Origin of the sequence: Nonomuraea sp. CA-143628, from assembly GCF_050942315.1 — a bacterium.
Taxonomy (GTDB): Bacteria; Actinomycetota; Actinomycetes; order Streptosporangiales; family Streptosporangiaceae; genus Nonomuraea.
Genome location: NZ_CP192072.1, coordinates 169,649 through 188,970, shown reverse-complemented (window position 1 = coordinate 188,970; position 19,322 = coordinate 169,649). Strand labels below are relative to the sequence as shown.

Sequence of the window (19,322 nt, the reverse complement as noted above, 5' to 3'; positions counted from 1 at the left end):
CGGCCCGCTGACCAACGACACCGGCAGCTCGCGACCGAGCGAACCGCTGACCACAACGCAGGGCGTCAGCAGATGCGCGGCAGCGGGTCGCCGACCAGCAGGTCCACGATGCGAGTCCCGCCGAAGGCGGTCCGAAGCAGCACCAGGCCGGGCGGGTCCTCCCCGACCCACCCGATGATCGCGGCCCCGGCGCCGACCGGATGGCCGCGCATGATGTCCACCGCCCGCTCGGCATGCTCGCCATCGACGACGGCGACCAACCGCCCTTCGCAGGCGACGTAAAGCGGGTCGATCCCGAGCAGCTCGCACATCCCGGTAACGGCTGGCTGAACCGGTACGGACTCCTCGTCCATCACCACGGAGACGCCCGAGGCGCTCGCCACCTCGTTCAGCACCGTGGCAACCCCGCCACGAGTGGCGTCCCGCAACGTCCGCACCTGGGTGGGGAGGGCGTCCAGCAGTTCGGCCACCAGACCGTTCAACGGAGCGGTGTCCGAGACCGTGTCCGCCTCGATGCCGAGCTCGCCACGGGCCAGCATGATGGCGACGCCGTGCTCGCCGATCGGCCCGGACACGATGACCGCGTCGCCGGGCCGGGCCGCGGAGATGGACGGCGTGGCCGGGCGCTCGACGACGCCGACCCCGGCGGTGGTGATGTAGCAGCCGTCGGCCTTGCCCCGCTGGACCACCTTGGTGTCGCCGGTGACGATCGTGACGCCCGCCGCCTCCGCCGCGGCCGCCATCGAGGCGACGATCCGCCGCAGGTCGCCGACCGGGAACCCCTCTTCGAGGATGAACCCGGCGGACAGGTACAGCGGGCGGGCCCCGCACACCGCGAGGTCGTTCACGGTGCCGTTGACCGCCAGGTCGCCGATGTCACCGCCGGGGAAGAACAGCGGGGAGACCACGAACGCGTCCGTGGTGAACACCGCGCGGGCACCGTCCAGCGCCAGCGTGGCCCCGTCCTCCAGCGGGGCGAGCAGCGGATTGCGGAACGCCTCCAGGAAGACCGCGTCGATCAGGGTCCGGGTCGCTTTGCCGCCGGAGCCGTGAGCCAGGGTGATGCGTTCTTCCCGGACCACCGCGCGGCGGCGCCGTACGCGCTCGATCCGGTCGAGGACCTGCTTCTCGGTGGTCACGCCCGGGTCGCCTCCCGCACTCGTTCCCGGCTGAACCGGCCGAAGTTGTAGTACGCCGCGCACGCTCCCTCCGACGAGACCATGCAGGTCCCGATCGGCGTCTCCGGGGTGCACGCGGTGCCGAACACCTTGCACTCCCACGGCTTGAGCACTCCCTTGAGCACCTCGCCGCACTGGCAGGCCATGGGATCGGCGATGCGCGTACCGGGGATGTCGAAGATCCGCTCCGCGTCGAAGGCGGCGTACTCCTCGGCCATTCCCAGCGCCGAGTGCGAGATGAAGCCGAGCCCCCGCCACTCGAAGTGCGGGCGCACGCGCATGACCGTCCCGATCGCCTCCATGGCGATCCGGTTGCCCTCCCACGGGACCACCCGCGAGTACTGGTTCTCCACCTCGCCACGACCCTCGGCCAGCTGGCCGAGCAGCAGGTCGACCGCGTGGAGGATGTCGAGCGGCTCGAACCCGGCGACCACGAACGGCTGCCGGTAGTCGCGCGCGATGAACTCGTACGGCCGGCAGCCGATGATCGTCGAGACGTGGCCGGGACCGATGAAGCCGTCGAGCCGCAGGTCGGGCGAGTCGAGGATGGCCTTGACGGCCGGGATGATCAGGACGTGGTTGCAGAAGACGGAGAAGTTGTCGATGCCCTCCTCCGCCGCGCGCAGCACGGTCACCGCCGTCGACGGCGCCGTGGTCTCGAAGCCGATCGCCATGAACACGACCCGCCGGTCCGGATTGTCCCGGGCGATCTTGAGCGCGTCGAGGGGCGAGTAGACCATCCGGATGTCGGCGCCCTGGGCCTTGGCGTCCAGGAACGTGGCCGCTCCCCCGGGCACCCGCATCATGTCTCCGAACGACGTCATGATCACATCGGGCTGCCGGGCGATGTGGACGGCGTCGTCCACCCGGCCCATGGGGATGACGCAGACGGGACAGCCCGGCCCGTGCACCAGCGTCACGGCCTCCGGCAAATAGTCCTCGATGCCGTGCTTGTAGATGGTGTGCGTGTGTCCGCCGCACACCTCCATGAACTTGTACCGGCGTCCCGGCTCGCACCGGGCGGCTATCCGCGCGGCCAGCGCCCGGGCCGCGTCCGCGTCGCGGAACTCGTCGACGAAGCGCATCATGAGATGTCCGATTCCTTGAGCGCGTCGATCTCGTCGGTGTACGCCTGCCCGAGGCCGTGCAGCATGTCCATCACGGCCTTGGCCTCGGCCTCGGAGATCTTCGACAGAGCGAACCCCACGTGGACGAGCACCCAGTCGCCGGGCTTGAGATGGTCGTCGGCGAGCAGCCCCATGTTGATGCGGCGGCGTACCCCGCTGACGTCCACCATGGCGAGGTCGGTGTGCTCCTCGACGTCCCCCACCAGCTCACCGGGGATCCCGAGGCACATCCGCTTCCTCCTCAAACTGGACCGATCCATCCTTGAACTGGACCGATTCCAGGACCAGCTCGTCGCCGCCGCTGACGTCCACGTCGTCGTCGCCGCACCGCGCGCAGACCGCGAGCACGTCGACGGACTCCGACTGGTGACCGCAGGCCCCGCAGTCCACGGTGACGGGCGTGACGACGAGGTCGAGCGCCGCCCCCTCGGCGGCGCTGCCCTCGGCGGCGAGCGCGAAGGCATGGTCGAACGCCTCGCCCACGACCGCGTGGCGGGCGCCGATCCGGACCCGCAGCCCGGTGACCCGCCGGCCGTCCGCCTGCTGCCGGACCAGGTCGACCAGGCCCTCGCACATTCCTAGCTCATGCATGAAGTGCCTACATCCTTCTCATGTTCAGGTAGCGCTTGATCTCCGGCCATTGCGCGGCGATCATCGCGACGGCCGCGCACAGCGTCACCAGAGCCACCACAGGCCCCTTCCTCATCCGGTTCCACCTCCTCGGTTTTCGGTAACCCCGGTCCATCGATGGCTTCGATCAAGTCTCGACAAGGGATCGGACCGTCTTGAGCGCCGGACCGAGGGCCGCGCGTACCGGCTCACTCAGTTCGACCAGCACGTCTTCGTCCGGCGCCCCGGTCATCACGGTCTCCGGTTCGCAGGCGACGACGAGCACCCGGCGCGGTATCCGGCCCAGCTCGGCGGCCAGCCGGAGCACGCGTACCGGATCCATGCCGTGGGTCTCCATGGGTACGCCCGCCTCCGGCTCGGCCGGTTCGAGTACGGTCAGCGTCCCGGGAGCCTCCCCACGAGGCGCGGCGTCCACGAAGATCACCGTGTCGTAGTCGCGTTGCAGGGCGTAGGCCAGGTCCATGCCGCGGATCCCGAAGTCCACGACGTCCACTCCGGGCGGCAGGTCCTCGGCCGCCAGCAGCCGCGCCACCTCGACGCCGAAGCCGTCGTCGCCCAGGAAGATGTTGCCGATGCCCGCGACCAGGACGCGGGCGGGCCGGCTCTCCTCCACGATCGGCTCGATCTCCTCGGCGGAGTAGAAGAACCGGTGTCCGGGCAGCTTCGCCTCTCCCAGGTCGCGGCCGGGGTCCTCCTCAAGGGTGACGGCCAGGTGGAGGGCGCCCGCCTCGTCCTGTTCGACGCTCTCGACGACGGCCACCCGGCCGCCGAGGGCGAGGTCGAAGACGTCCGCCCGCGATCGTGGGCGCAGCCGCACCCGGCTGCCCGCGCCGAGTGTCACGCCGTCCACGATCACCGTGTCCGGGCCCCGTCGTTCCATCCGGGCCCAGAAGTCATCCGTCGCGGTCATGTACCGGCTCCTGTTCGATCAGCGGACGGATCTCGCGTACCGTGCCGTGCAACCGCATGAGCCGCTCGGGTGTGAGCGAGGCGCATCGGTCGAGAATCTCCCTGGCCCGGGGATCGCCGTCGCGGATCTCCCGCCGCTCCTCCTCGGTCAGGGCGAGCACGCTCAGGGTGAGCAACTGGTCGATCTCGGTGGCGTCGAAGAGGTCACCCGGGCTCTCCGGCGCGATCCGGGGGTAGTCGTACAGGATGATCGGCGCCGACAGCATGGTGTGCCGCTCGCCCTCCTCGCCCACCAGGACCGGCCAGGCGCCGGCGTTGTCGCAGCCTTCCGCGAGCGGCCGCAGCTCCTCCGGCGGGTCGGTCAGGGAGACGAACCGCCCGCGCGGCGCGTGCAGGACCGTGTGCGCGGAGAGGAACGCCTGTTTCAGCCCCTCAGTACGGCTGCCGCCCGCCCAGCCGGTCGTGTTGGCGACCTCGACGGTGATCCGGAAGAGGCCGGGCACCGGGCGTTCCGCGCTGATCTCGACCCGCCCGCGCAGCGCCCGCCAGCTGCGCGAAAGCGCCCCGACCCCGCGTCCGTCCGGGCCGATCAGCCATTCGACGTCCCCGCCCTCGGGTATGTCGATGTCCACCACGGCGGCCCGCTGGACGAGACCCGTGAGGTCGAGCCCGAGCGCGGCGATCTCCCGCTCGGTCGCCTCGTCCCTGGCCACGTGGCGCTCGCCCCCGGCCGTCAACTCCGCGACCGGCACGAGCTCCTCATCGGTGCCGCGCGCGACCTGGCGGGCGACGGAGTGCAGGAAGCAGACCCGGACGTCGATGGTGTCGGCCGGGTCCGCCTCGATCAGCACCTGGGTGCGCATCAGCGAGGAGTCGCCCGTCTCGGCGCACCGCTCCGGGTAGACGCCGCCCAGGGTCCAGCGCTGCGCGTTCTTGAGCGCCGAGGGGCGGTAGGGCCACAGCAGGTAGCCCTCGTACAGCACCGCGCGCGCGACCTTTGTCACCTGGTCCATCGCTCAGCCCCTGTCCTGTTCGCCCACCAGCAGCGCCGCCACGACGTCGTCCCAGGTCGCCAGCGTGTGCCGGACCTTGTAGTCGTACAGCTGGTCGAAGGCGTCGCGGTCCAACCGGAGCCAGGCGCCGCGCGGGAAGTAGTGCTCCATGACGTCCTTCCAGACCTGGACCGGCATCCGGAACGTGACGTCGGTGTCCCACGGGATCCGGGCCACTCGCAGCAAGCCGGCGTCGAGGTAGAAGATCGTCCCGCTGAACAGGAAGGTCAGCGGGACCTCACCGTCCGGCAGGCAGTGGAAGTACTTGGCGACCGCCACCTCGAAGTCGTAGGTGCAGGCCACGTCGATGCTCGCCACCGTATGCCCGTCGAAGCCGGGCACCTGCGTCACCGCCCGCGTCCACAGCAGGCTCCTCGACGTCCGGCCCCAGTCCTCGGGCGCGCCGAACAACTCGGTGAGCCGCCGCCGGGTGGGCGGGTCGTACTGGCGCCGGGCGGCGTCGATGCGGATGTGGGTGTCCAGCGCGACGCTGCGGATCGGCGACGGGCCGGCGCCGTCGATCCGCAGCGTGAACCGCACCGTCGGCACCGCGGCGAGCTCCACCGCCTCGGCGCTCTCGATCACGAACCTGAGCGCCGGCGGCGGCGCGTCCTCCCGCGTGGCGAAGGCGGAGTCCGGCTTCATGCCGGGGACAGGTTGGGCATGGCCGGGTCGATCGGGTCGCGGTCCTTCGAGTTGATCCCGGTGGATCGCGCCGCCGTCGAGCGGCCGTCGGGAAGGTGGCCGGGTTGCTGCTCGTAGTTGCCGACCGAATTGCCCTCGTGGACGCCCTTCAGGTGCGCGGTCATGTCGGGCCGCACATCGGGGCGGCCCACCTTGATGGAGCCGGTCATCGTGGAACTCCTTTCGACATGCCCACGGGCATGGGCTTGGCTCGGCGCCGTAGCTCGGTGAAGAAGGCGCCGACCTCGTTCCAGACGTCCTGGCCGCCGGCAAGGCCCTTCCAGTGAGACCTGAGCACGGCGACGAGGGCGAAGCAGTCGTCGATGGGCACCAGCCAGTGGTCTCGCGCGTCGCGCGTCCGGTCGACCAGCAGCGCCTCCACGTCGGGGGCCAGCCGCCGCAGCACGGGGTTGGCCGCCTCCACCGCGGCCCAGGCGGCCGGCTCGACCGCGGCCTCGACCGCGCCGGCCGGGCCGGGGTATCGGATCACGGTCCGGCCCTCGGCCGAGTCATGACAGGCGAAGGCCATCTGGACGGGAATGTCCAGGCTCGCCCAGGTGGCGTCGTCAAGGACGAAGTCCGGCAGGTACCACCGGCGGTCGGGCACCAGGCGGTAGCGGTCCCCTTCGGCCGGTGGATGCTCGAAGAGCAGCGCGCACGGGCGGCAGGCACAGCGCGGTTCGCGGACCGCCGGTTCGAGCAGGTGCCGGTGGTCGGCGGGGATGGGCGCGGCACACAGCTCGCACCGGCAGGGGTTGCCGTCATGGTCGGCCCCAGACCGGTCAGCCCCGGACGGGTCAGCCCCAGACCGGTCGGCCCCGGACGGGTTAGCCGCGCGCCGGTCAGCCGCGCGCCGCTCGGCCGTCCGGTCGATGAGGCCGCGCAGACCCCCTTCCACCATTCCGCGCTCCCTCACGACGTCCGTGCGCCGGGGTCGCGACGCAGGCCGTCGATGGTGATCATGACGGGTGGCGGGCCGATCTCCGCGACCTCCACCCGGTCGACCTCCGGGGCCGCGTCGCGGATCGCCTGCTCCAGCAGGGCCGCCCGATCGGCCGCGCCGCCACCTGCTGTGCCGCCACCGCCGGTGCCACAACCACAGCCGCCGGTGCCGCCACGGCCGCCGCAGCCGCCGCGACCACGCAGGAGCCGTACGCTCGCCACCCCGTCGGCCACGGCCACCTCCTCCACGGCCGCGCCGCCGAGCCGGGACCGTACACCGCTCACGGCCTGCTCGACCCGGGCGGACACGTCCAGCGGGTGCAGGTCGTGCAGCACCAGCAGGTAGGAGACCAGTTCGTCCCGCACGAGCGCCGGCCCGAGCCGTTCCCCGCCAATCGCGACGATCCGGGCGAGCGCCTCTCCGTACAGGTCGAGCAGCGCCTGGAGCACCTCGATGGTGGACTCCGGGTCGGGCAGCGAATCGACGCCGTCCAGCAACGCGTCCACTCGGGCCAGCCGGTCGGCCACCTCGCGGTCGGTCAGTGACATGATCCGCCCCTAACCGGAGATGCTCGTGCCGAGCGTCGGGGAGTGCACCTGTTTGAGCACCTTCCCGTCGCCGAGGTACATGTGGACGCCGCACGGCAGGCAGGGGTCGAAGCTGCGGACCGTACGCATGATGTCGATGCCCTTGAAGTTCTCCGGGCCGTTCTCCTCGAAGATGTGCATGCCCTGGACCGCGTCCTCGTACGGACCGGGGGTGCCGTAGACGTCCCGTGGGCTGGCGTTCCACGGCGTGGGCGGGTACGGGTGATAGTTGGCGATCTTTCCGTCGCGGATCACCATGTGGTGGGACAGAACCCCGCGTACCGCCTCGTGGAACCCGCAGCCGATCGCGTCATCGGGCACGTCGAAGTCGGCGAAGACCCGCGTCCGGCCGGCGCGTACCTCGGCCATCGCCTGGTCCAGGAAGTGGAAGGCCATCGCGGCGGAGTAGGCGACGAAGTAGATGCGGGCCCGGTTGCGCTCGATCGTGTTCGACCATTTGGGGATCTTCCACTCGAACCGCATCTCCGGCAGGAGCGTGCTCTTGGGCAGGTTGATCTCCACGCTGCTGCCGGTCGCCCGGACGCCTCCGGTGTCGACGATGCCGGCCAGCGCCGTCGTCCAAAGCCGCGCGAGGGCCCCGCCGCCGGTGTCGAGCGCGAGATGGTCGCCCGTGCGGTCGTCGTACCAGCGAGGGCTCATGACCCAGCTGTAGTTGCCGCCCGCCAGGTCGCGCTTCTGCGGCTTCGGCAGCGTGGTCTGGTTCCACGGATGACGCCGGTCCACCGGGTTGCCCAGCGGGTCGTGGGTGACGAAGACCTCCTCGTTCACCCAGTCGTCGTAGAACGAGCTGCCCAGCAGGATCCGCATGCCGAGGTTGATGTCCACCAGGCTCGTGGTGCGCAGCTCGCCGTCCAGGACGATGCCCGGAGTGACGAACATGCCCCGGCCCCACTCGCCCATGTTGCGGTAGTCGTAGTCGACCACGGCCGGGTCCTGGAACGAACCCCAGCAGCCCAGCATCGTCCGCCGCTTGCCGACCTCCTCGTAGCCGGGCATCGCCTCGTAGAAGAAGTCGAACAGGTCGTCGTTGACCGGGACGACCTTCTTCACGAAGTCGAGCACCCTGAGCAGCCGGGACAGGTAGTCGGTGAACAGCTGGGGCGTCGCCACCGTACCCACGCCGCCCGGGTAGATCGTCGAGGGGTGTACGTGCCGCCCCTCCATCAGGCAGAACATCTCCCGGGTGACCCGGCTGACCTGCAGCGCCTCGCGGTACATCGCGCCGGTGAACGGGTTGAAGGCCCGCATGATGTCGGCGATCGTCCGGTACCCGTGGATGTCGCCGTGCGGTGCCTCGGTGGTCTCCGCCCTGCGCAGCAGGGTGGGGTTGGTCTCCTTGACGATCTGCTCGCAGTAGTCGACGAAGACCAGGTTGTCCTGGAACAGGGTGTGGTCGAACATGTACTCGGCCGCCTCGCCGAGATTGATGATCCACTCGCCCAGCGGCGGCGTCTTGACGCCGTAGGCCATGTTCTGGGCGTAGACCGAGCAGGTCGCGTGGTTGTCGCCGCAGATGCCGCAGATGCGGCTGGTGATGAAGTGCGAGTCCCGCGGGTCCTTCCCGCGCATGAACACGCTGTAGCCCCGGAACAACGAGGAGGTGCTCTTGCACTCGACGACTTCCTTGTTGTTGAAGTCGATCTTCGTGTAGATCCCCAGGTTGCCGATGATGCGGGTGATCGGGTCCCAGGACATCTCGACCAGTTGCCGAGTCTCCTGAGCCTCCTTGGATCGGATGGTCACCGCGACGTTCCCTCTCCCCTAGCTGTGGTCCGGTTGGTAGCCGCTGGTCAGCTCAGGCCGGTTGTGGCGCCACTTCGGCTCCTTGTTGACCGTCCTGTTGGTGATGCCGCGCAGCTTGCGGATGAACGACCCGTACGCTCCGGTGGCGGTGGAGGAGACCAGCGCGCCGGGTGGCTGGTCCATGAACGGCATGAACTTGTCCGGGAAGCCGGGCATCGTGCAGCCGATGCAGATGCCGCCCACATTGGGGCAGCCGCCGATCCCGCCCATCCAGCCGCGTTTGGGGACGTTGCAGTTGACCACCGGCCCCCAGCAGCCGACCTTGACCTGGCATTTGGGGGAGTTGTAGTCCTTGGCGAAGTCGCCCTGCTCGTAGTAGCCGGCGCGGTCGCATCCCTCGTGCACCGTCTTGCCGAACAACCAGGTCGGTCGCAACTCCTTGTCCAGGGGGATCATGGGAGCCAGCCCCGCGGCCTGGTACAGCAGCCAGGTCAGGGTCTCCATGAAGTTGTCGGGCTGCACCGGGCAGCCCGGCACGTTGATGATGGGCAGCCCGCCGGCCGAGCGGAAGTCGTGGCCCAGGTAGTCGCCGAGCCCCATACTGCCCGTCGGGTTGCCGGCCATGGCGTGGATGCCGCCGTACGTCGCGCAGGTGCCTATCGCGACCACCGCCCACGCCTGCGGCGCGAGCCGGTCGATCCACTGGTTGACGGTGATCGGCTGTCCGGTGACCGGGTCGTTCCCCATCGACGTCCAGTAACCGTCGCCGTTGATCTTCTCGTTGGGGATCGACCCCTCGACCACGAAGACAAACGGGCGTAGCTGGCCCTCCGCGGCCTGGTGGAAGGGGGCCATGAAGTCCTTGCCCGTCTCCGCCGCCAGCACCTTGTTGTGCAGATGCACCTTCGGCAGTCCGGGGACCAGGCCGAGCAGCACCGATTCGAGGCTCGGATTGGAGGCCGCCGTCACCGAGACCGTGTCGCCGTCGCAGCTCATGCCCTCCGAGGTCCACAGCACGTGAACCTCGTCCACAGCGGTTTTCGTCGTGGTTTCGCTCATGTACCCGGCCCCCGTCTCGGCAGTTGGGGGAATGCCGTAGGTATCGCCCCCAATGACAAGGAGTAAGCATTCGATGCACATAGTGACCACATCGATGGAGGAATGCGGACTACCAGGCCACTTCCCTTACCGATTCCTGCACGTTCGGGGGTGCGGCCCTGTTAGTATTCATACTATTTAGGTAGGAATAAGGGAATGCAAAGGGTCGGTGAGCCAGCGGTGTCCCACTCCAGGTCGTGGCCTAGCCTCGACTCCATGTCGAACCCCACGGACGTTCCCGCTGCCCTGCTCCCCGACCCTGACCGCGCGACCGTCGCGATCGCACCGCCGATCGCGGGCGAAGGGCACTGGGCAGGGGGTCCCAGCGCGGTCGCGGCGGACGGGCTGATCTATCTCGCCTACCGGCTGCGCCGCCCCGTGGGGGAGGGTCGCGGGTACGCGGTCGTGGTGGCCCGTTCGGTGGACGGCGAGCGGTTCGAGACCCTGACGACGATCACCCGCGAGGAGATGGCCGCCGAGTCACTGGAACGGCCCACCCTGGTACGCACCGAGGACGGGCGCTGGCGGCTGTACCTGAGCTGCGCCACCCCGGGCACCAAGCACTGGCGGGTGGAGGTGCTGGAGAGCGACGACCCCGCCGGGTTCGACCCGCGCTCACGCGAGACTGTCCTGCCCGGCGACCCCAAGACCGGCGTGAAGGACTCGGTGATCGTCCGGCGCGACGGGAAGTGGCACCTGTGGGCCTCCTGCCATCCGCTGGCCGACTCCGACGAGGCCGACCGGATGGTGACCGACTACGCCACCAGCGCCGACGGCCTGGAGTGGACGTGGCACGGCACGGCGCTGAGCGGGCGGCCGGGGCTGTGGGACGGGCGGGGCGTACGGATCAGCTCGGTACGTTTCGCCGGTGACCGGGTGCTGGCCTTCTACGACGGGCGGGCCAGCGCGGCCGAGAACTACGAGGAGCGCACCGGGATCGCCGAAGGGACCGACCCCGGCGAGCTGACCCCGGTGGGGACCGCCCCGGCGGCCATGTCGCCGCACGCGGGCGGCGGCCTGCGTTACCTCGACATCGTCGACCTGCCGGACGGGCGGATCCGGCTGTACTACGAGTACACCCGGGCCGACGGTGCCCACGAGCTGCGCACCGAACTGCGCTGATCGTCAGGACGGGTGCGGGCGCCCGTTCTTGGACTGCCGCTGGCCGGGCGGCCGGCTGCCGACCAGGCCGCCCGAACGCTCCCTGGGCCTGAGCCAGTCGCTGAAGTCCTCGCCGGTCACCTGCTGGAGGAGCCGGATGTCGTCGGTGAAGTACGGGATGAGCTGCCGCCGCTGCTCCCAGGTCAGCGGGCGGCGCGGGGCGGCCCGCCGCTGGAGCAGCTGCTCGACGGGATCGGCCAGAGTCCCGGGCAGGAGCCGCCGGACCGAGGACAGCACCGCGTGCCGGGGGCTCGCGTCGGGATGCGCCGTCACGTTCTCCCTCGGCATCTCGGTCAGCAGCCCCCGCTCCACCCCGAGGAAGCCACAGATCCGGTCGAGCGTGTCGGCCGGCCGGTCGACGAGGTCCCGGTATCGGAAGAGCAGCACTTGCTCGCGCGGGAACAGCTCGTACAGGACGGCCAGCTGCTCGCCGTACCGGCCGAGTCCGACGTAGTGCCAGAAGTGCGCCCACCCGGCCGCGATCCGCCTGCCCTCCGCCTCGCAGGCGCGTACCACGTCGCCGATCGGTTCGAGGCCGACCGACCACAGGTGGGTCCAGTTGGAGTGAGCGCGCTCGACCGGGTCCCGCACGATCACGATGAGCCTGGCGTGCGGGACGGCCGCCTTGATGCGCCGCTGCGCGTCCCGGTCGTACAGGTAGAAGGGCGTGCACTCGCCGGCCAGCGCCCCGGCGGGCGCCGCGGCGAACAGCGCCTCGTAGTCCTGGCGCCTCCAGACGTGCTCCCGGTACGTCTCCACGTCGCCGGGCCCGCCCCTGGCCGGTGGCGGGCCGTCAGTGAGGAAGTACTTGGGCTCCTTCACCTGTGGCAGGAAGAGCTGCGGATGCCGCTGGAGAGCGGCGTGCAGGGCCGTCGTTCCCGCCTTCGGGACCCCTACGACCAGGAAGTTCGGCATATCCACGGTCATCCCTCCAAATCCCGGCGCCTAACATCTAATTTCCTACCAGTTATATAGGGCGTTCAAGTAGGGAACTAGACAGGGGATGCTCACCATGGGGGCCCCGGTTACTGGATGCCGCGGAGGGGAAGTCCCGCCTTGCGGTAGATGTCGTCGATGACCGTCATGTTGGCGACGGAGTCCGCCGGCGGGGTCAGCGGCGGGGTGCCCTGCTCCACCGCCGCCACGAAGGCGCGCAGCTGGCAGGTGTAGGTCGCGTCGCCCGCGACGCGCTCGCGGCGCCGCCGGCCGTCGACGGTCACGGTCATCCGGTGGAAGAGCTGCGGGGCGATGAAGTTCGTGATGCGCAGCGACCCGCGTTCGCCGTCGACCCGCGCGGCGATCTTGAGCAGGTTTCCCGACCACATGGAGGCGTGGATCCGCCCGGTCGCGCCGGTGGGGAAGCGCAGGTCGGCGGCCATCGCCCGGTCGACGCCCGGCGATCGCAGCAGGGCTGCCGCGCCCACGACCGAGGGCTCGCCAGGCCCGAGCGTACGCAGGCAGTGCACCGCGTAGCAGCCCGCGTCCATGAGCGCGCCACCGCCCAGCTCCAGCGAGTAGCGGATGTCGGAGAAATTGGGGAGTGGAAAGCACATCCATGTCTCGACATGCCGGACCTCGCCGAGTTCGGTGGCGACGATCTCCAGAGCCCGTTCCATCAGCGGGTGATACCGGTAGTGGAACGCCTCCATGACCACCACGCCGGACTTCTCGGCGGCATCCGCGACGGACCGCGCCTCGGCGGCGTTGGAGGTGAACGGCTTCTCGGCGAGCACGTGCTTGCCCGCCTCGATCGCCTTGAGCGTCCACTCGGCGTGCAGGGCGTTCGGCAGCGGGTTGTAGATGGCGTCCAGGGAGGGGTCGGCGATCACCTGCTCGTAGGAGTCGTGGACGAGCGGGATGCCGTGCTTGGCCGCGAACTTCTCGGCCCGCGACCGATCCCGGGCGGCCACCGCCGCCACTTCGACCTCGGGCACGGCGCGGGCGGGCTTGACGAGCGCCATGGGGGTGATGCGAGCTGCGCCGAGCGTCCCGATCCGCATGATCCCATGCTGCCAGACCGCCGTGCCGCGTGTCGCTTTGCCGAGGCTTGACAGCCGATCTGTTGGAGTGGACGGGGTTAGCCGACCTCGCGGACCGAGGCGCGGATCGCGGGCGTTCAGGACGCGAATCGCATCCGTTCAGACAGCCAGCGTTCGGGAAGCAGGTGTTCAGGAAAGGAGCGGCGTGGAAAGGATCATCTCGGCCGCGATGCGCTTGTTCGCGGCCCTCGGGTACGACGCGACGACGATGGTGCAGATCGCCGAGGCCGCCGACCTGGACATCGACACCGTCATGAAGCTCGCCGGGTCGAAGCGGGAGCTCTATCTGGCGGTGATGGGGCGCGGTTACACCGCGCAGAAGGCCCTGTTGGAGCGGGCCCTCGATCGTCTCGACGAGTCGGGCGCGCCACAGCTGGCGGCGAGCGTCCACGCGCTGGTCGACGACTACCTGAACTTCTGCCTCGACAACCCCGACATCTCCGCGCTGCTGATGCACCGCTGGCTGGGCGACGCCGCCGATCTGCAGAACCTGGAGCAGATCTACAACGAGCCGTTGGTCCATGCGGTCTACAGCAAGTTCAACAGCGCCGCCCAGGCGGGCCTCATGGACTCCGAGGCCGACGTGGAGCTCTGTGTGCGAGCGATCGCCTGGTCCGTCATCATTTTCGTGCGCTACGCCACGATGAGCACGCCTCTTTCCAGCTTCTCCGAAGGCGAAAGGAGCGTGGACCGCTTCCGTATCCACCTGCATCGGATCACCACCCGGATGCTCGGCTTGTCGTCCCCGAGCACGACTTCCTGACTCCCCCGCAGGGGCCCGGTTCCGGACGACGCGATATTCCGGAATTCACCACCAAGCGCGCCGAAGAACGCGCCTTTCACATGGGGGATCGCTCCGCGCGATGATGCCACGCGGAGCGACCGTTGTGCGTGGGTCGATGCTGGTGGGTCAGTGGTTATTCCACCAGTCATCGCCGTGGCCGTGACCGTGGCCGTGACCGCCCATGCCGCCACCGCCGCCGCCGCTCTTGCACCACTCCTTGGACCAGTGGTCGTGGTGCCAGCAGTACTTGCAGTAGCGGTGGTGGCTGTCCCACTTCCACTTGCACTTCTTGGCCACGCTCTGCGGCGTGGTGACGTGCTCGGCGGTGGGCGGGCAGACGCTCGCGGCGCTGGCGGCCTGCGTGGTGGCCGTTCCGGTGCCGATTACGGTGGACGCCGCCGCCAGAGCGGCGGTGAGAAGCAGACGCTTGAGCACCAGAGATCACTCCCTGAATGACGATCGGTCCCCCGATTGATGACTGAGGGTCGGATGAGAGCGCCGGATTCGGTTTCCCCGGGATACGCCGATACGGCATGAACATTCCCACCATAATCCCGGCGAGCGGCCCGGTCTCCCGGCGACAGGCAAAGCCTCATTTCACAACATGCCACCACATAATATGAATGCACCGGATATGTCGGGAAATGCGGGATTGCGTGCGGCGAGGCGCCCCAAAGCATCGCACCGGGAATTCACCGTCATCGCCGGAGAGGTGATCGGCGCTTCCCTCAGCTCTTAAACGACATACCAGGAATATGGTAAATGACGGGAAAGGTGATTGCCCGGTGCTCGACCACGAGCGCGCCCGCTGACCGGCTTCCCGCACGCCCGCATCGACGGGACCGCCCGAAGAATCGGACGGCCGCGTACCTGTACGACGGGCCATCGTCATATGGTGGGCTTTCAACTGAGGAATCGGGCCGGTCGGAGTGGTGGTGAGCGGCGAGGGTTGGCTTCGTGTACCGATCGGCTCCGGGTCTCGCCGTTGGCGCACGGTCGGCACCAGCCGGAACATCCTCGCGGTGGCACGTACGGTCACCTCGGCGAGCCGGCTGCTGGACGTGCTGCCGCTGTTCCGTTCGGATCCTCGTGTCCAGGTGCTGTTCACGGTCGCCGCGGGTTCGGCGTTCGACGACGGGATCGGCGACTATCTGCGGGACGTCGAGGCACGTGTCGTCTCTTGGGCGCAGGCCGTGGACACTCCCTTCGACCTGGCCGTCTCCGCCAGTGCCAACGGCGACCTGCACCGGCTGAGGGCCCCGCTGCTGCTGGTTCCGCACGGCGCCGGGCACAACCGGCTGCTTCCCGCCACGGGCGGCGTCTCGGGTCTCGCCCGGCGCCAGCTGGTGCGCGATGGCCGGCTCGTACCGGCGGCCATCGCCCTGCCGCACCACGAGCAGCTGACCCGGTTGGCGGGCGAATGCCCGGAGGCGGTGCCGCTGGCCGTGGTGACCGGCGATCCGTGCTTCGACCGGATCCTGGCGAACGCGGCTCGGCGCGACCGCTACCGGCGCGCCCTCGGCACCGGTGACCGCAAGCTGGTGCTGATCAGCTCCACCTGGGGCGAGCACTCCCTGCTCGGCGCCAACGACGACCTGGTCGCGCGGCTGACGGCCGAGTTGCCGGTGGACGAGTACCAGGTGGTCCTGGCCGCGCATCCGAACGTCTGGTACGGCCACGGCGGCCTGCAGGTCCGGCTGTGGCTGGGGGACGCCCTTGACGCCGGCCTGGTGCTGCTCCCTCCTCGGCAGGGCTGGCAGGCGGCGCTCCTGGCGGCGGACGTGGTCGTGGGGGACCACGGGTCGGTCACCTTCTACGGCGCCGCGCTGGGGCGCCCCACCCTCCTGGCCTCGTCCGGCCGTGAGGCCGAAGAACTCGATCCGGCCTCCCCCACCGCCGCGCTGTCCCGGGCGCTGCCCCGCCTCGACCCGCGACGGGACCTGCTGGGGCAGATCGAGCGGATCATGGACACGTACCGGCCGGGTGCCTATGACGAGGTCACCGAGCGGACGCTGGGCGAGTCCGGCCGGGCGGGCACGTTGTTACGGCACGTCGCGTACCGGCTGATGGACCTCGAACCCGGGCCCGAGCCCGCCGCCACCGCGCTGCCCGATCCCTTGGGGGAGCGTGGCGAGGTGCTGTCGTTCCTGGTCGAAGCCGAGGTCCAGGACGGCACCGTGTCCCTGCGCCGCTTCCCTGTGACCGGCGCGGGGCAGCGCTTTCCCGCGCCCTGCGAGGGGAAGCGCGTACGGGACCCGCATCTCGTCGTGGACGCCGAGGAGCCGGACCGGCGGCGGCTGGAGACGGCGGCCATCATCGTCCGTGGGAACGACGCGGCCGACGGCTGGGCGGCGGAGACCCTGCGGCGCTACCCCGGCTGTCTCATGGCGGCCGAGGTGGCCGGTGCGCGGCGGGTTCGTCTGGCGCTGCGGGACGGGCGACGGTTCGACGTCACCGCCTCCGCCGGAACGCGCGGCGACCTCGACCCCCGGTGCCTGCCGTCCGCGGTGTACGGCTGGCTGGTCAACGGCGACGGCCCCTTGACCACCGTCCGGGTCGGCGACCGGGAAGCGGCCATCGACCTCGCTTAGCCGCTCAGGCGAGCGAGCAAGAGCCGCCGACCTCACTCAGGCGAGCGAGAAGCGGCCGTCTCAGTCGCCCAGGCGGGCGCGGAGTTCTTCGGCCTTGGGCAGGTTGCCGGAGGCGAGGCAGACCGCGATGGCCCGCCGCAGATAGTCCCCAGCGTCCCTGCGGTCGAGGTCGGCCAGCAGTTCCAGGGCACGCGTCTCCTTGGCCGGAATGCGGCGCTCGCGCATGATGTCCGCGGCGATCCGCGCCGAGTGCAGCGCCTGTGCGGAGTGGCCGAGCTCGCGGTGGGCCTCGCCAAGGACGAGGTGGATCTTCCCCTGGCTGAGCCGGTCACCGGCCGAGATCATGAGGGCCAGAGCCCGGTCGAAGGCGGCGGTCGCCGCTTCGTTCCGGCCCGCGCGGCTGTGGACCAGCCCGAGGTGGTAGCTCTGCAGGCCGATCCCCCGCGTGTTGCCCAACCCTTCGTGGATGGCCAGCGCGGCGGCGAAGCGGGCGGCGGCATCCTCCATCAGGTCCCGGGCCTGCCCGGACGGCTCCAGGTCGGCCTGGCCGAGCGGGTCGTGGGCGGCCTGGCCGAGCGGGCCCAGGGCGACCGCTCGGGCCAGGGCGACCTGTCCGAGCGACTCCAGGACGACCGCCTCCATCCTCGGGTCAGCCGCCTCGCGGGCCGCCTGATGCGCGTGGACCAGCTCGGCCTGGGCCTGGTCGGTTTCGCCGAGCTCCAGGTGGGCGCGGGCCACCTGGTTTCGCATCCTGGCCTCCACGGCGCGGTCGCCGACGCGGAGCGCCGCGGCCACGCCCAGCCGGTTGGTCTCGATCCAGTCCGCGTAGTGCTTGCGCTCGTGATAGAGCGGCCACAGGGCCTCGGCCAGCTGCCAGACCAGCTCGTCCCATTCATGTGCCGCCACCGCGCGCAGCAGCGCGAGCACGTTGGGGCGCTCCTTCTCCAGCCAGTCGAGGGCCGCGCCGGGCGTGGCGAACGGCAGGCCGACGGCCGACAACCGCTCCCGATGATCGGCCAGGCGCAACCGGGGACCCATGGCGGCATCGGCGGCGGCCACCTGCCCCAGGTACCACTCCGCCACCCGCCGCAGCGCCGCCTCCCGCGCCTCGGGCGGGTCCACGCGCCGCGCGCACCGGGCCGCGTGCAGCCGGACCAGGTCATGGAAGCGGTAGGTGTCGCCGTCGAGCTCTTCGACGAGACTCGCGTCGAGCAGCAGGTCCAGCGCGTGGTCCGGCTCGCTCTCCAGGACGGCCCGCGCCACCCCGGCAGAGAAGCCGGGGCCGGGCAGCGTGCCCAGCAGGCGGTAGAGGCGGGCCGCCCGCTCCGGCAGCCCGGTGTACGCGGAGTCGAAAACCGCTTCGACGATCGCTCTGCCCTCCGTCATCAGGTGGTCCAGCCGTCGTTCGGCGTCCCGTAGCTCGCCGACCAGCCGCTCGACCGTCCACGTCGGCCGTTGGACCAGCCGCGCCCCGGCCACCCGCAGGGCGATCGGCAGGCCGCCGCACAGCCGTACGAGCTCGCTCACCCGCTCCCGCTCGGCGGCGACCCGGTCCTCGCCGAGCATGCCCGAGAGGAGTCGTACCCCCTCCTCGTCCTGGAGCGGCGCGACCCTGACCGGCCGCGCCCCCGCGACGAGCAGCTCGCCGAGCTGGTGGTGGCTGGTCACGACGACCGCGCTCGCGGCGGAGGCGGGGAACAGCGGCGTCACCTCGGCGGCGTGCTCGGCGTCGTCCAGCAGCACGAGCAGCCGCAGGTCGGCCGTCATGGAGCGGAACATGGCCGCCCGTTCCGGCAGTTCCGCCGGGATCCACTCCTCGTGGACGCCGAACGCGCGCAGGAACCCACCGAGGACGTCGCTGACCTCGGTGCCGCCCCGGTGCCGCAGCGCGCCGAAGTCGGCGTACAGCTGGCCGTCGCTGAACCGCTCGTGCACCTGGTGCGCCCAGCGGCGGATGACCGCGCTCTTGCCGACCCCCTTGAGGCCGCTGACCACCGCGATCGCGGGTCCCTCCTCAAGGAGAAGCAGGCGGTCGAGCAGCGCCAGCTCGGTGGTCCGGTTGACGAAGCCGGGCGGCGCGGCGGGCAGCTGCCGGGGGATGCGTACGGGGGGCGGCGGAGGCGTGGCGCCTATGGTCACGGACCCTATGTCCCTGGCCTGCACCACCCCGCCGGACACCTGTCCGGACACCTCGTTGCGTATATCCGCGTCGTTCGCCTGCTCACCGCTCTCCGGCCCAGCCACGGTTCAGTAGTGTTCCCGTCGCACTGGATCGTGGCAAGCGGAGCGCTAGTCTGGGAGAACGTCCTTGACGAAAAGAGCTGCGCGATGGATCCGAGCGTCATTCCCGCTCTGGCGGCGGTCATATCGGCGATTGTCGGCGGCGCCGCGGGCGAAGCCGGCAAGAATGCCTGGACCTCTTTGACGGGCCTCGTACGCCGCCGTTTCGGCGACGACGCCGTGGCCGCCATCGAAACAGCGCAAACCCCGGAGGAAACCGCCAAAAGCCTGGTCGAACGCGCCCAGGAAGACGTTGAATTCGGGCAGAACCTCACGTCGTGGACCACGGAGACGGCCCGGCTCGTCCAGATCAAGCACGACGTGTCCAACACGATCAGCGGCGACGCCCGGATCACCGGCCCGGTGCTCCAAGCGGGTGACATTTTCGGGTCGATCAATTTCGGCAAATCCAGTTAGGACTGAAAGGTCCGCCCGATACCGCCATTCCAGCGGCTAATCGCCTGATTTGTACGAGTCCTTCCGTTCCCGTCCATA

General features: G+C 70.1%; 21 protein-coding genes. 4 read left to right on the top strand and 17 right to left on the bottom strand.

The features are described from left to right. Window positions 1–65: 65 nt before the first annotated feature. From hypE to ACQP2T_RS00915, 13 genes are read right to left on the bottom strand one after another with little or no spacing between them, the layout of a single operon-like run. Window positions 66–1,139, bottom strand: a complete 1,074-nt coding sequence (gene hypE / locus ACQP2T_RS00975; RefSeq protein ID WP_433514302.1) for a hydrogenase expression/formation protein HypE — start codon at window positions 1,137–1,139, stop codon at window positions 66–68. Beyond that, complete coding sequence (gene hypD, locus ACQP2T_RS00970; RefSeq protein WP_433514301.1) at window positions 1,136–2,266, bottom strand: hydrogenase formation protein HypD; 1,131 nt, start codon at window positions 2,264–2,266, stop codon at window positions 1,136–1,138. Before hypD ends, hypE begins: the two co-directional genes overlap by 4 nt. Next, on the bottom strand, window positions 2,263–2,535 hold the full coding sequence (locus ACQP2T_RS00965; RefSeq protein WP_357938464.1) for a HypC/HybG/HupF family hydrogenase formation chaperone: 273 nt from the start codon (window positions 2,533–2,535) through the stop codon (window positions 2,263–2,265). Before ACQP2T_RS00965 ends, hypD begins: the two co-directional genes overlap by 4 nt. Then, window positions 2,513–2,896 (bottom strand): hydrogenase maturation nickel metallochaperone HypA, encoded by a 384-nt coding sequence (locus ACQP2T_RS00960; RefSeq protein ID WP_433514300.1) that lies wholly within the window; start codon window positions 2,894–2,896, stop codon window positions 2,513–2,515. The genes ACQP2T_RS00965 and ACQP2T_RS00960 overlap by 23 nt, the downstream gene beginning before the upstream one ends. A 7-nt stretch (window positions 2,897–2,903) precedes the next feature. Further along, window positions 2,904–3,011: a DUF6893 family small protein gene (locus tag ACQP2T_RS00955; RefSeq protein ID WP_372470685.1), complete on the bottom strand. Its 108-nt coding sequence runs from the start codon at window positions 3,009–3,011 to the stop codon at window positions 2,904–2,906. Window positions 3,012–3,062: 51 nt separating this feature from the next. Further along, on the bottom strand, window positions 3,063–3,845 hold the full coding sequence (locus ACQP2T_RS00950) for a hydrogenase maturation protease (RefSeq protein ID WP_433514299.1): 783 nt from the start codon (window positions 3,843–3,845) through the stop codon (window positions 3,063–3,065). Then, window positions 3,829–4,857 carry a hypothetical protein gene (locus ACQP2T_RS00945; RefSeq protein ID WP_433514298.1) on the bottom strand — a complete coding sequence of 343 codons (1,029 nt, stop codon included), beginning with the start codon at window positions 4,855–4,857 and terminating at the stop codon, window positions 3,829–3,831. Before ACQP2T_RS00945 ends, ACQP2T_RS00950 begins: the two co-directional genes overlap by 17 nt. Before the next feature lie 3 nt (window positions 4,858–4,860). Beyond that, entirely contained in the window at window positions 4,861–5,541 is a 681-nt protein-coding gene (locus tag ACQP2T_RS00940) for a DUF6084 family protein (RefSeq protein ID WP_433514297.1), read from the bottom strand. Then, complete coding sequence (locus tag ACQP2T_RS00935) at window positions 5,538–5,750, bottom strand: hypothetical protein (RefSeq protein ID WP_433514296.1); 213 nt, start codon at window positions 5,748–5,750, stop codon at window positions 5,538–5,540. Before ACQP2T_RS00935 ends, ACQP2T_RS00940 begins: the two co-directional genes overlap by 4 nt. Beyond that, the gene (locus ACQP2T_RS00930) at window positions 5,747–6,481 is read right to left on the bottom strand and encodes a DUF5947 family protein (RefSeq protein ID WP_433514295.1); all 735 of its coding nucleotides are present in this window, start codon (window positions 6,479–6,481) and stop codon (window positions 5,747–5,749) included. The genes ACQP2T_RS00935 and ACQP2T_RS00930 overlap by 4 nt, the downstream gene beginning before the upstream one ends. 11 nt (window positions 6,482–6,492) lie before the next feature. Next, on the bottom strand, window positions 6,493–7,071 hold the full coding sequence (locus ACQP2T_RS00925) for a hypothetical protein (RefSeq protein ID WP_433514294.1): 579 nt from the start codon (window positions 7,069–7,071) through the stop codon (window positions 6,493–6,495). Window positions 7,072–7,080: 9 nt separating this feature from the next. Then, on the bottom strand, window positions 7,081–8,874 hold the full coding sequence (locus ACQP2T_RS00920; protein ID WP_433514293.1) for a nickel-dependent hydrogenase large subunit: 1,794 nt from the start codon (window positions 8,872–8,874) through the stop codon (window positions 7,081–7,083). A gap of 18 nt (window positions 8,875–8,892) precedes the next feature. Further along, window positions 8,893–9,933: a hydrogenase expression protein HypE gene (locus ACQP2T_RS00915; RefSeq protein ID WP_433514292.1), complete on the bottom strand. Its 1,041-nt coding sequence runs from the start codon at window positions 9,931–9,933 to the stop codon at window positions 8,893–8,895. A 255-nt stretch (window positions 9,934–10,188) separates the two neighbouring features. Between ACQP2T_RS00915 and ACQP2T_RS00910 the strand changes: the two genes are divergently transcribed. Further along, a complete protein-coding gene (locus tag ACQP2T_RS00910; protein ID WP_433514291.1) occupies window positions 10,189–11,094 on the top strand; it encodes a hypothetical protein in 906 nt (301 codons plus the stop codon). A 3-nt stretch (window positions 11,095–11,097) separates the two neighbouring features. On the opposite strand, the gene ACQP2T_RS00905 is transcribed toward ACQP2T_RS00910, so the two are convergent. Next, window positions 11,098–12,060, bottom strand: a complete 963-nt coding sequence (locus ACQP2T_RS00905) for a sulfotransferase family protein (protein ID WP_433514290.1) — start codon at window positions 12,058–12,060, stop codon at window positions 11,098–11,100. 98 nt (window positions 12,061–12,158) lie between these two features. Further along, on the bottom strand, window positions 12,159–13,133 hold the full coding sequence (locus ACQP2T_RS00900; RefSeq protein ID WP_433514289.1) for a Gfo/Idh/MocA family protein: 975 nt from the start codon (window positions 13,131–13,133) through the stop codon (window positions 12,159–12,161). A gap of 184 nt (window positions 13,134–13,317) precedes the next feature. Here ACQP2T_RS00900 and ACQP2T_RS00895 point away from each other — a divergent pair, with 184 nt between their 5' ends. Then, window positions 13,318–13,935: a TetR/AcrR family transcriptional regulator gene (locus ACQP2T_RS00895; protein WP_433514288.1), complete on the top strand. Its 618-nt coding sequence runs from the start codon at window positions 13,318–13,320 to the stop codon at window positions 13,933–13,935. Between the two features lie 147 nt (window positions 13,936–14,082). Here ACQP2T_RS00895 and ACQP2T_RS00890 read toward each other — a convergent pair whose 3' ends face one another. Next, a complete protein-coding gene (locus ACQP2T_RS00890) occupies window positions 14,083–14,391 on the bottom strand; it encodes a hypothetical protein (protein ID WP_433514287.1) in 309 nt (102 codons plus the stop codon). A gap of 587 nt (window positions 14,392–14,978) precedes the next feature. Here ACQP2T_RS00890 and ACQP2T_RS00885 point away from each other — a divergent pair. Then, window positions 14,979–16,547: a hypothetical protein gene (locus ACQP2T_RS00885; RefSeq protein ID WP_433514286.1), complete on the top strand. Its 1,569-nt coding sequence runs from the start codon at window positions 14,979–14,981 to the stop codon at window positions 16,545–16,547. Window positions 16,548–16,607: 60 nt separating this feature from the next. Here the strand turns inward: ACQP2T_RS00885 and ACQP2T_RS00880 are convergent, their stop codons facing one another. Next, window positions 16,608–18,791, bottom strand: coding sequence for an NB-ARC domain-containing protein (locus tag ACQP2T_RS00880; RefSeq protein ID WP_433514285.1), 2,184 nt, complete (start codon window positions 18,789–18,791; stop codon window positions 16,608–16,610). 84 nt (window positions 18,792–18,875) lie between these two features. Here ACQP2T_RS00880 and ACQP2T_RS00875 point away from each other — a divergent pair, with 84 nt between their 5' ends. Beyond that, window positions 18,876–19,244, top strand: coding sequence for a hypothetical protein (locus ACQP2T_RS00875; RefSeq protein ID WP_433514284.1), 369 nt, complete (start codon window positions 18,876–18,878; stop codon window positions 19,242–19,244). The last annotated feature ends 78 nt before the right edge of the window (window positions 19,245–19,322 follow it).

Excerpts from the sequence above, each read along its gene's own strand:
- hypD (WP_433514301.1), bottom strand. The coding sequence starts at position 2,266 with ATGATGCGCTTCGTCGACGAGTTCCGCGACGCGGACGCGGCCCGGGCG.
- ACQP2T_RS00965 (WP_357938464.1), bottom strand. The coding sequence starts at position 2,535 with ATGTGCCTCGGGATCCCCGGTGAGCTGGTGGGGGACGTCGAGGAGCAC.
- ACQP2T_RS00960 (WP_433514300.1), bottom strand. The coding sequence starts at position 2,896 with ATGCATGAGCTAGGAATGTGCGAGGGCCTGGTCGACCTGGTCCGGCAG.
- ACQP2T_RS00955 (WP_372470685.1), bottom strand. The coding sequence starts at position 3,011 with ATGAGGAAGGGGCCTGTGGTGGCTCTGGTGACGCTGTGCGCGGCCGTC.
- ACQP2T_RS00950 (WP_433514299.1), bottom strand. The coding sequence starts at position 3,845 with ATGACCGCGACGGATGACTTCTGGGCCCGGATGGAACGACGGGGCCCG.
- ACQP2T_RS00945 (WP_433514298.1), bottom strand. The coding sequence starts at position 4,857 with ATGGACCAGGTGACAAAGGTCGCGCGCGCGGTGCTGTACGAGGGCTAC.
- ACQP2T_RS00940 (WP_433514297.1), bottom strand. The coding sequence starts at position 5,541 with ATGAAGCCGGACTCCGCCTTCGCCACGCGGGAGGACGCGCCGCCGCCG.
- ACQP2T_RS00935 (WP_433514296.1), bottom strand. The coding sequence starts at position 5,750 with ATGACCGGCTCCATCAAGGTGGGCCGCCCCGATGTGCGGCCCGACATG.
- ACQP2T_RS00930 (WP_433514295.1), bottom strand. The coding sequence starts at position 6,481 with ATGGTGGAAGGGGGTCTGCGCGGCCTCATCGACCGGACGGCCGAGCGG.
- ACQP2T_RS00925 (WP_433514294.1), bottom strand. The coding sequence starts at position 7,071 with ATGTCACTGACCGACCGCGAGGTGGCCGACCGGCTGGCCCGAGTGGAC.
- ACQP2T_RS00915 (WP_433514292.1), bottom strand. The coding sequence starts at position 9,933 with ATGAGCGAAACCACGACGAAAACCGCTGTGGACGAGGTTCACGTGCTG.
- ACQP2T_RS00910 (WP_433514291.1), top strand. The coding sequence starts at position 10,189 with ATGTCGAACCCCACGGACGTTCCCGCTGCCCTGCTCCCCGACCCTGAC.
- ACQP2T_RS00905 (WP_433514290.1), bottom strand. The coding sequence starts at position 12,060 with ATGACCGTGGATATGCCGAACTTCCTGGTCGTAGGGGTCCCGAAGGCG.
- ACQP2T_RS00900 (WP_433514289.1), bottom strand. The coding sequence starts at position 13,133 with ATGCGGATCGGGACGCTCGGCGCAGCTCGCATCACCCCCATGGCGCTC.
- ACQP2T_RS00875 (WP_433514284.1), top strand. The coding sequence starts at position 18,876 with ATGGATCCGAGCGTCATTCCCGCTCTGGCGGCGGTCATATCGGCGATT.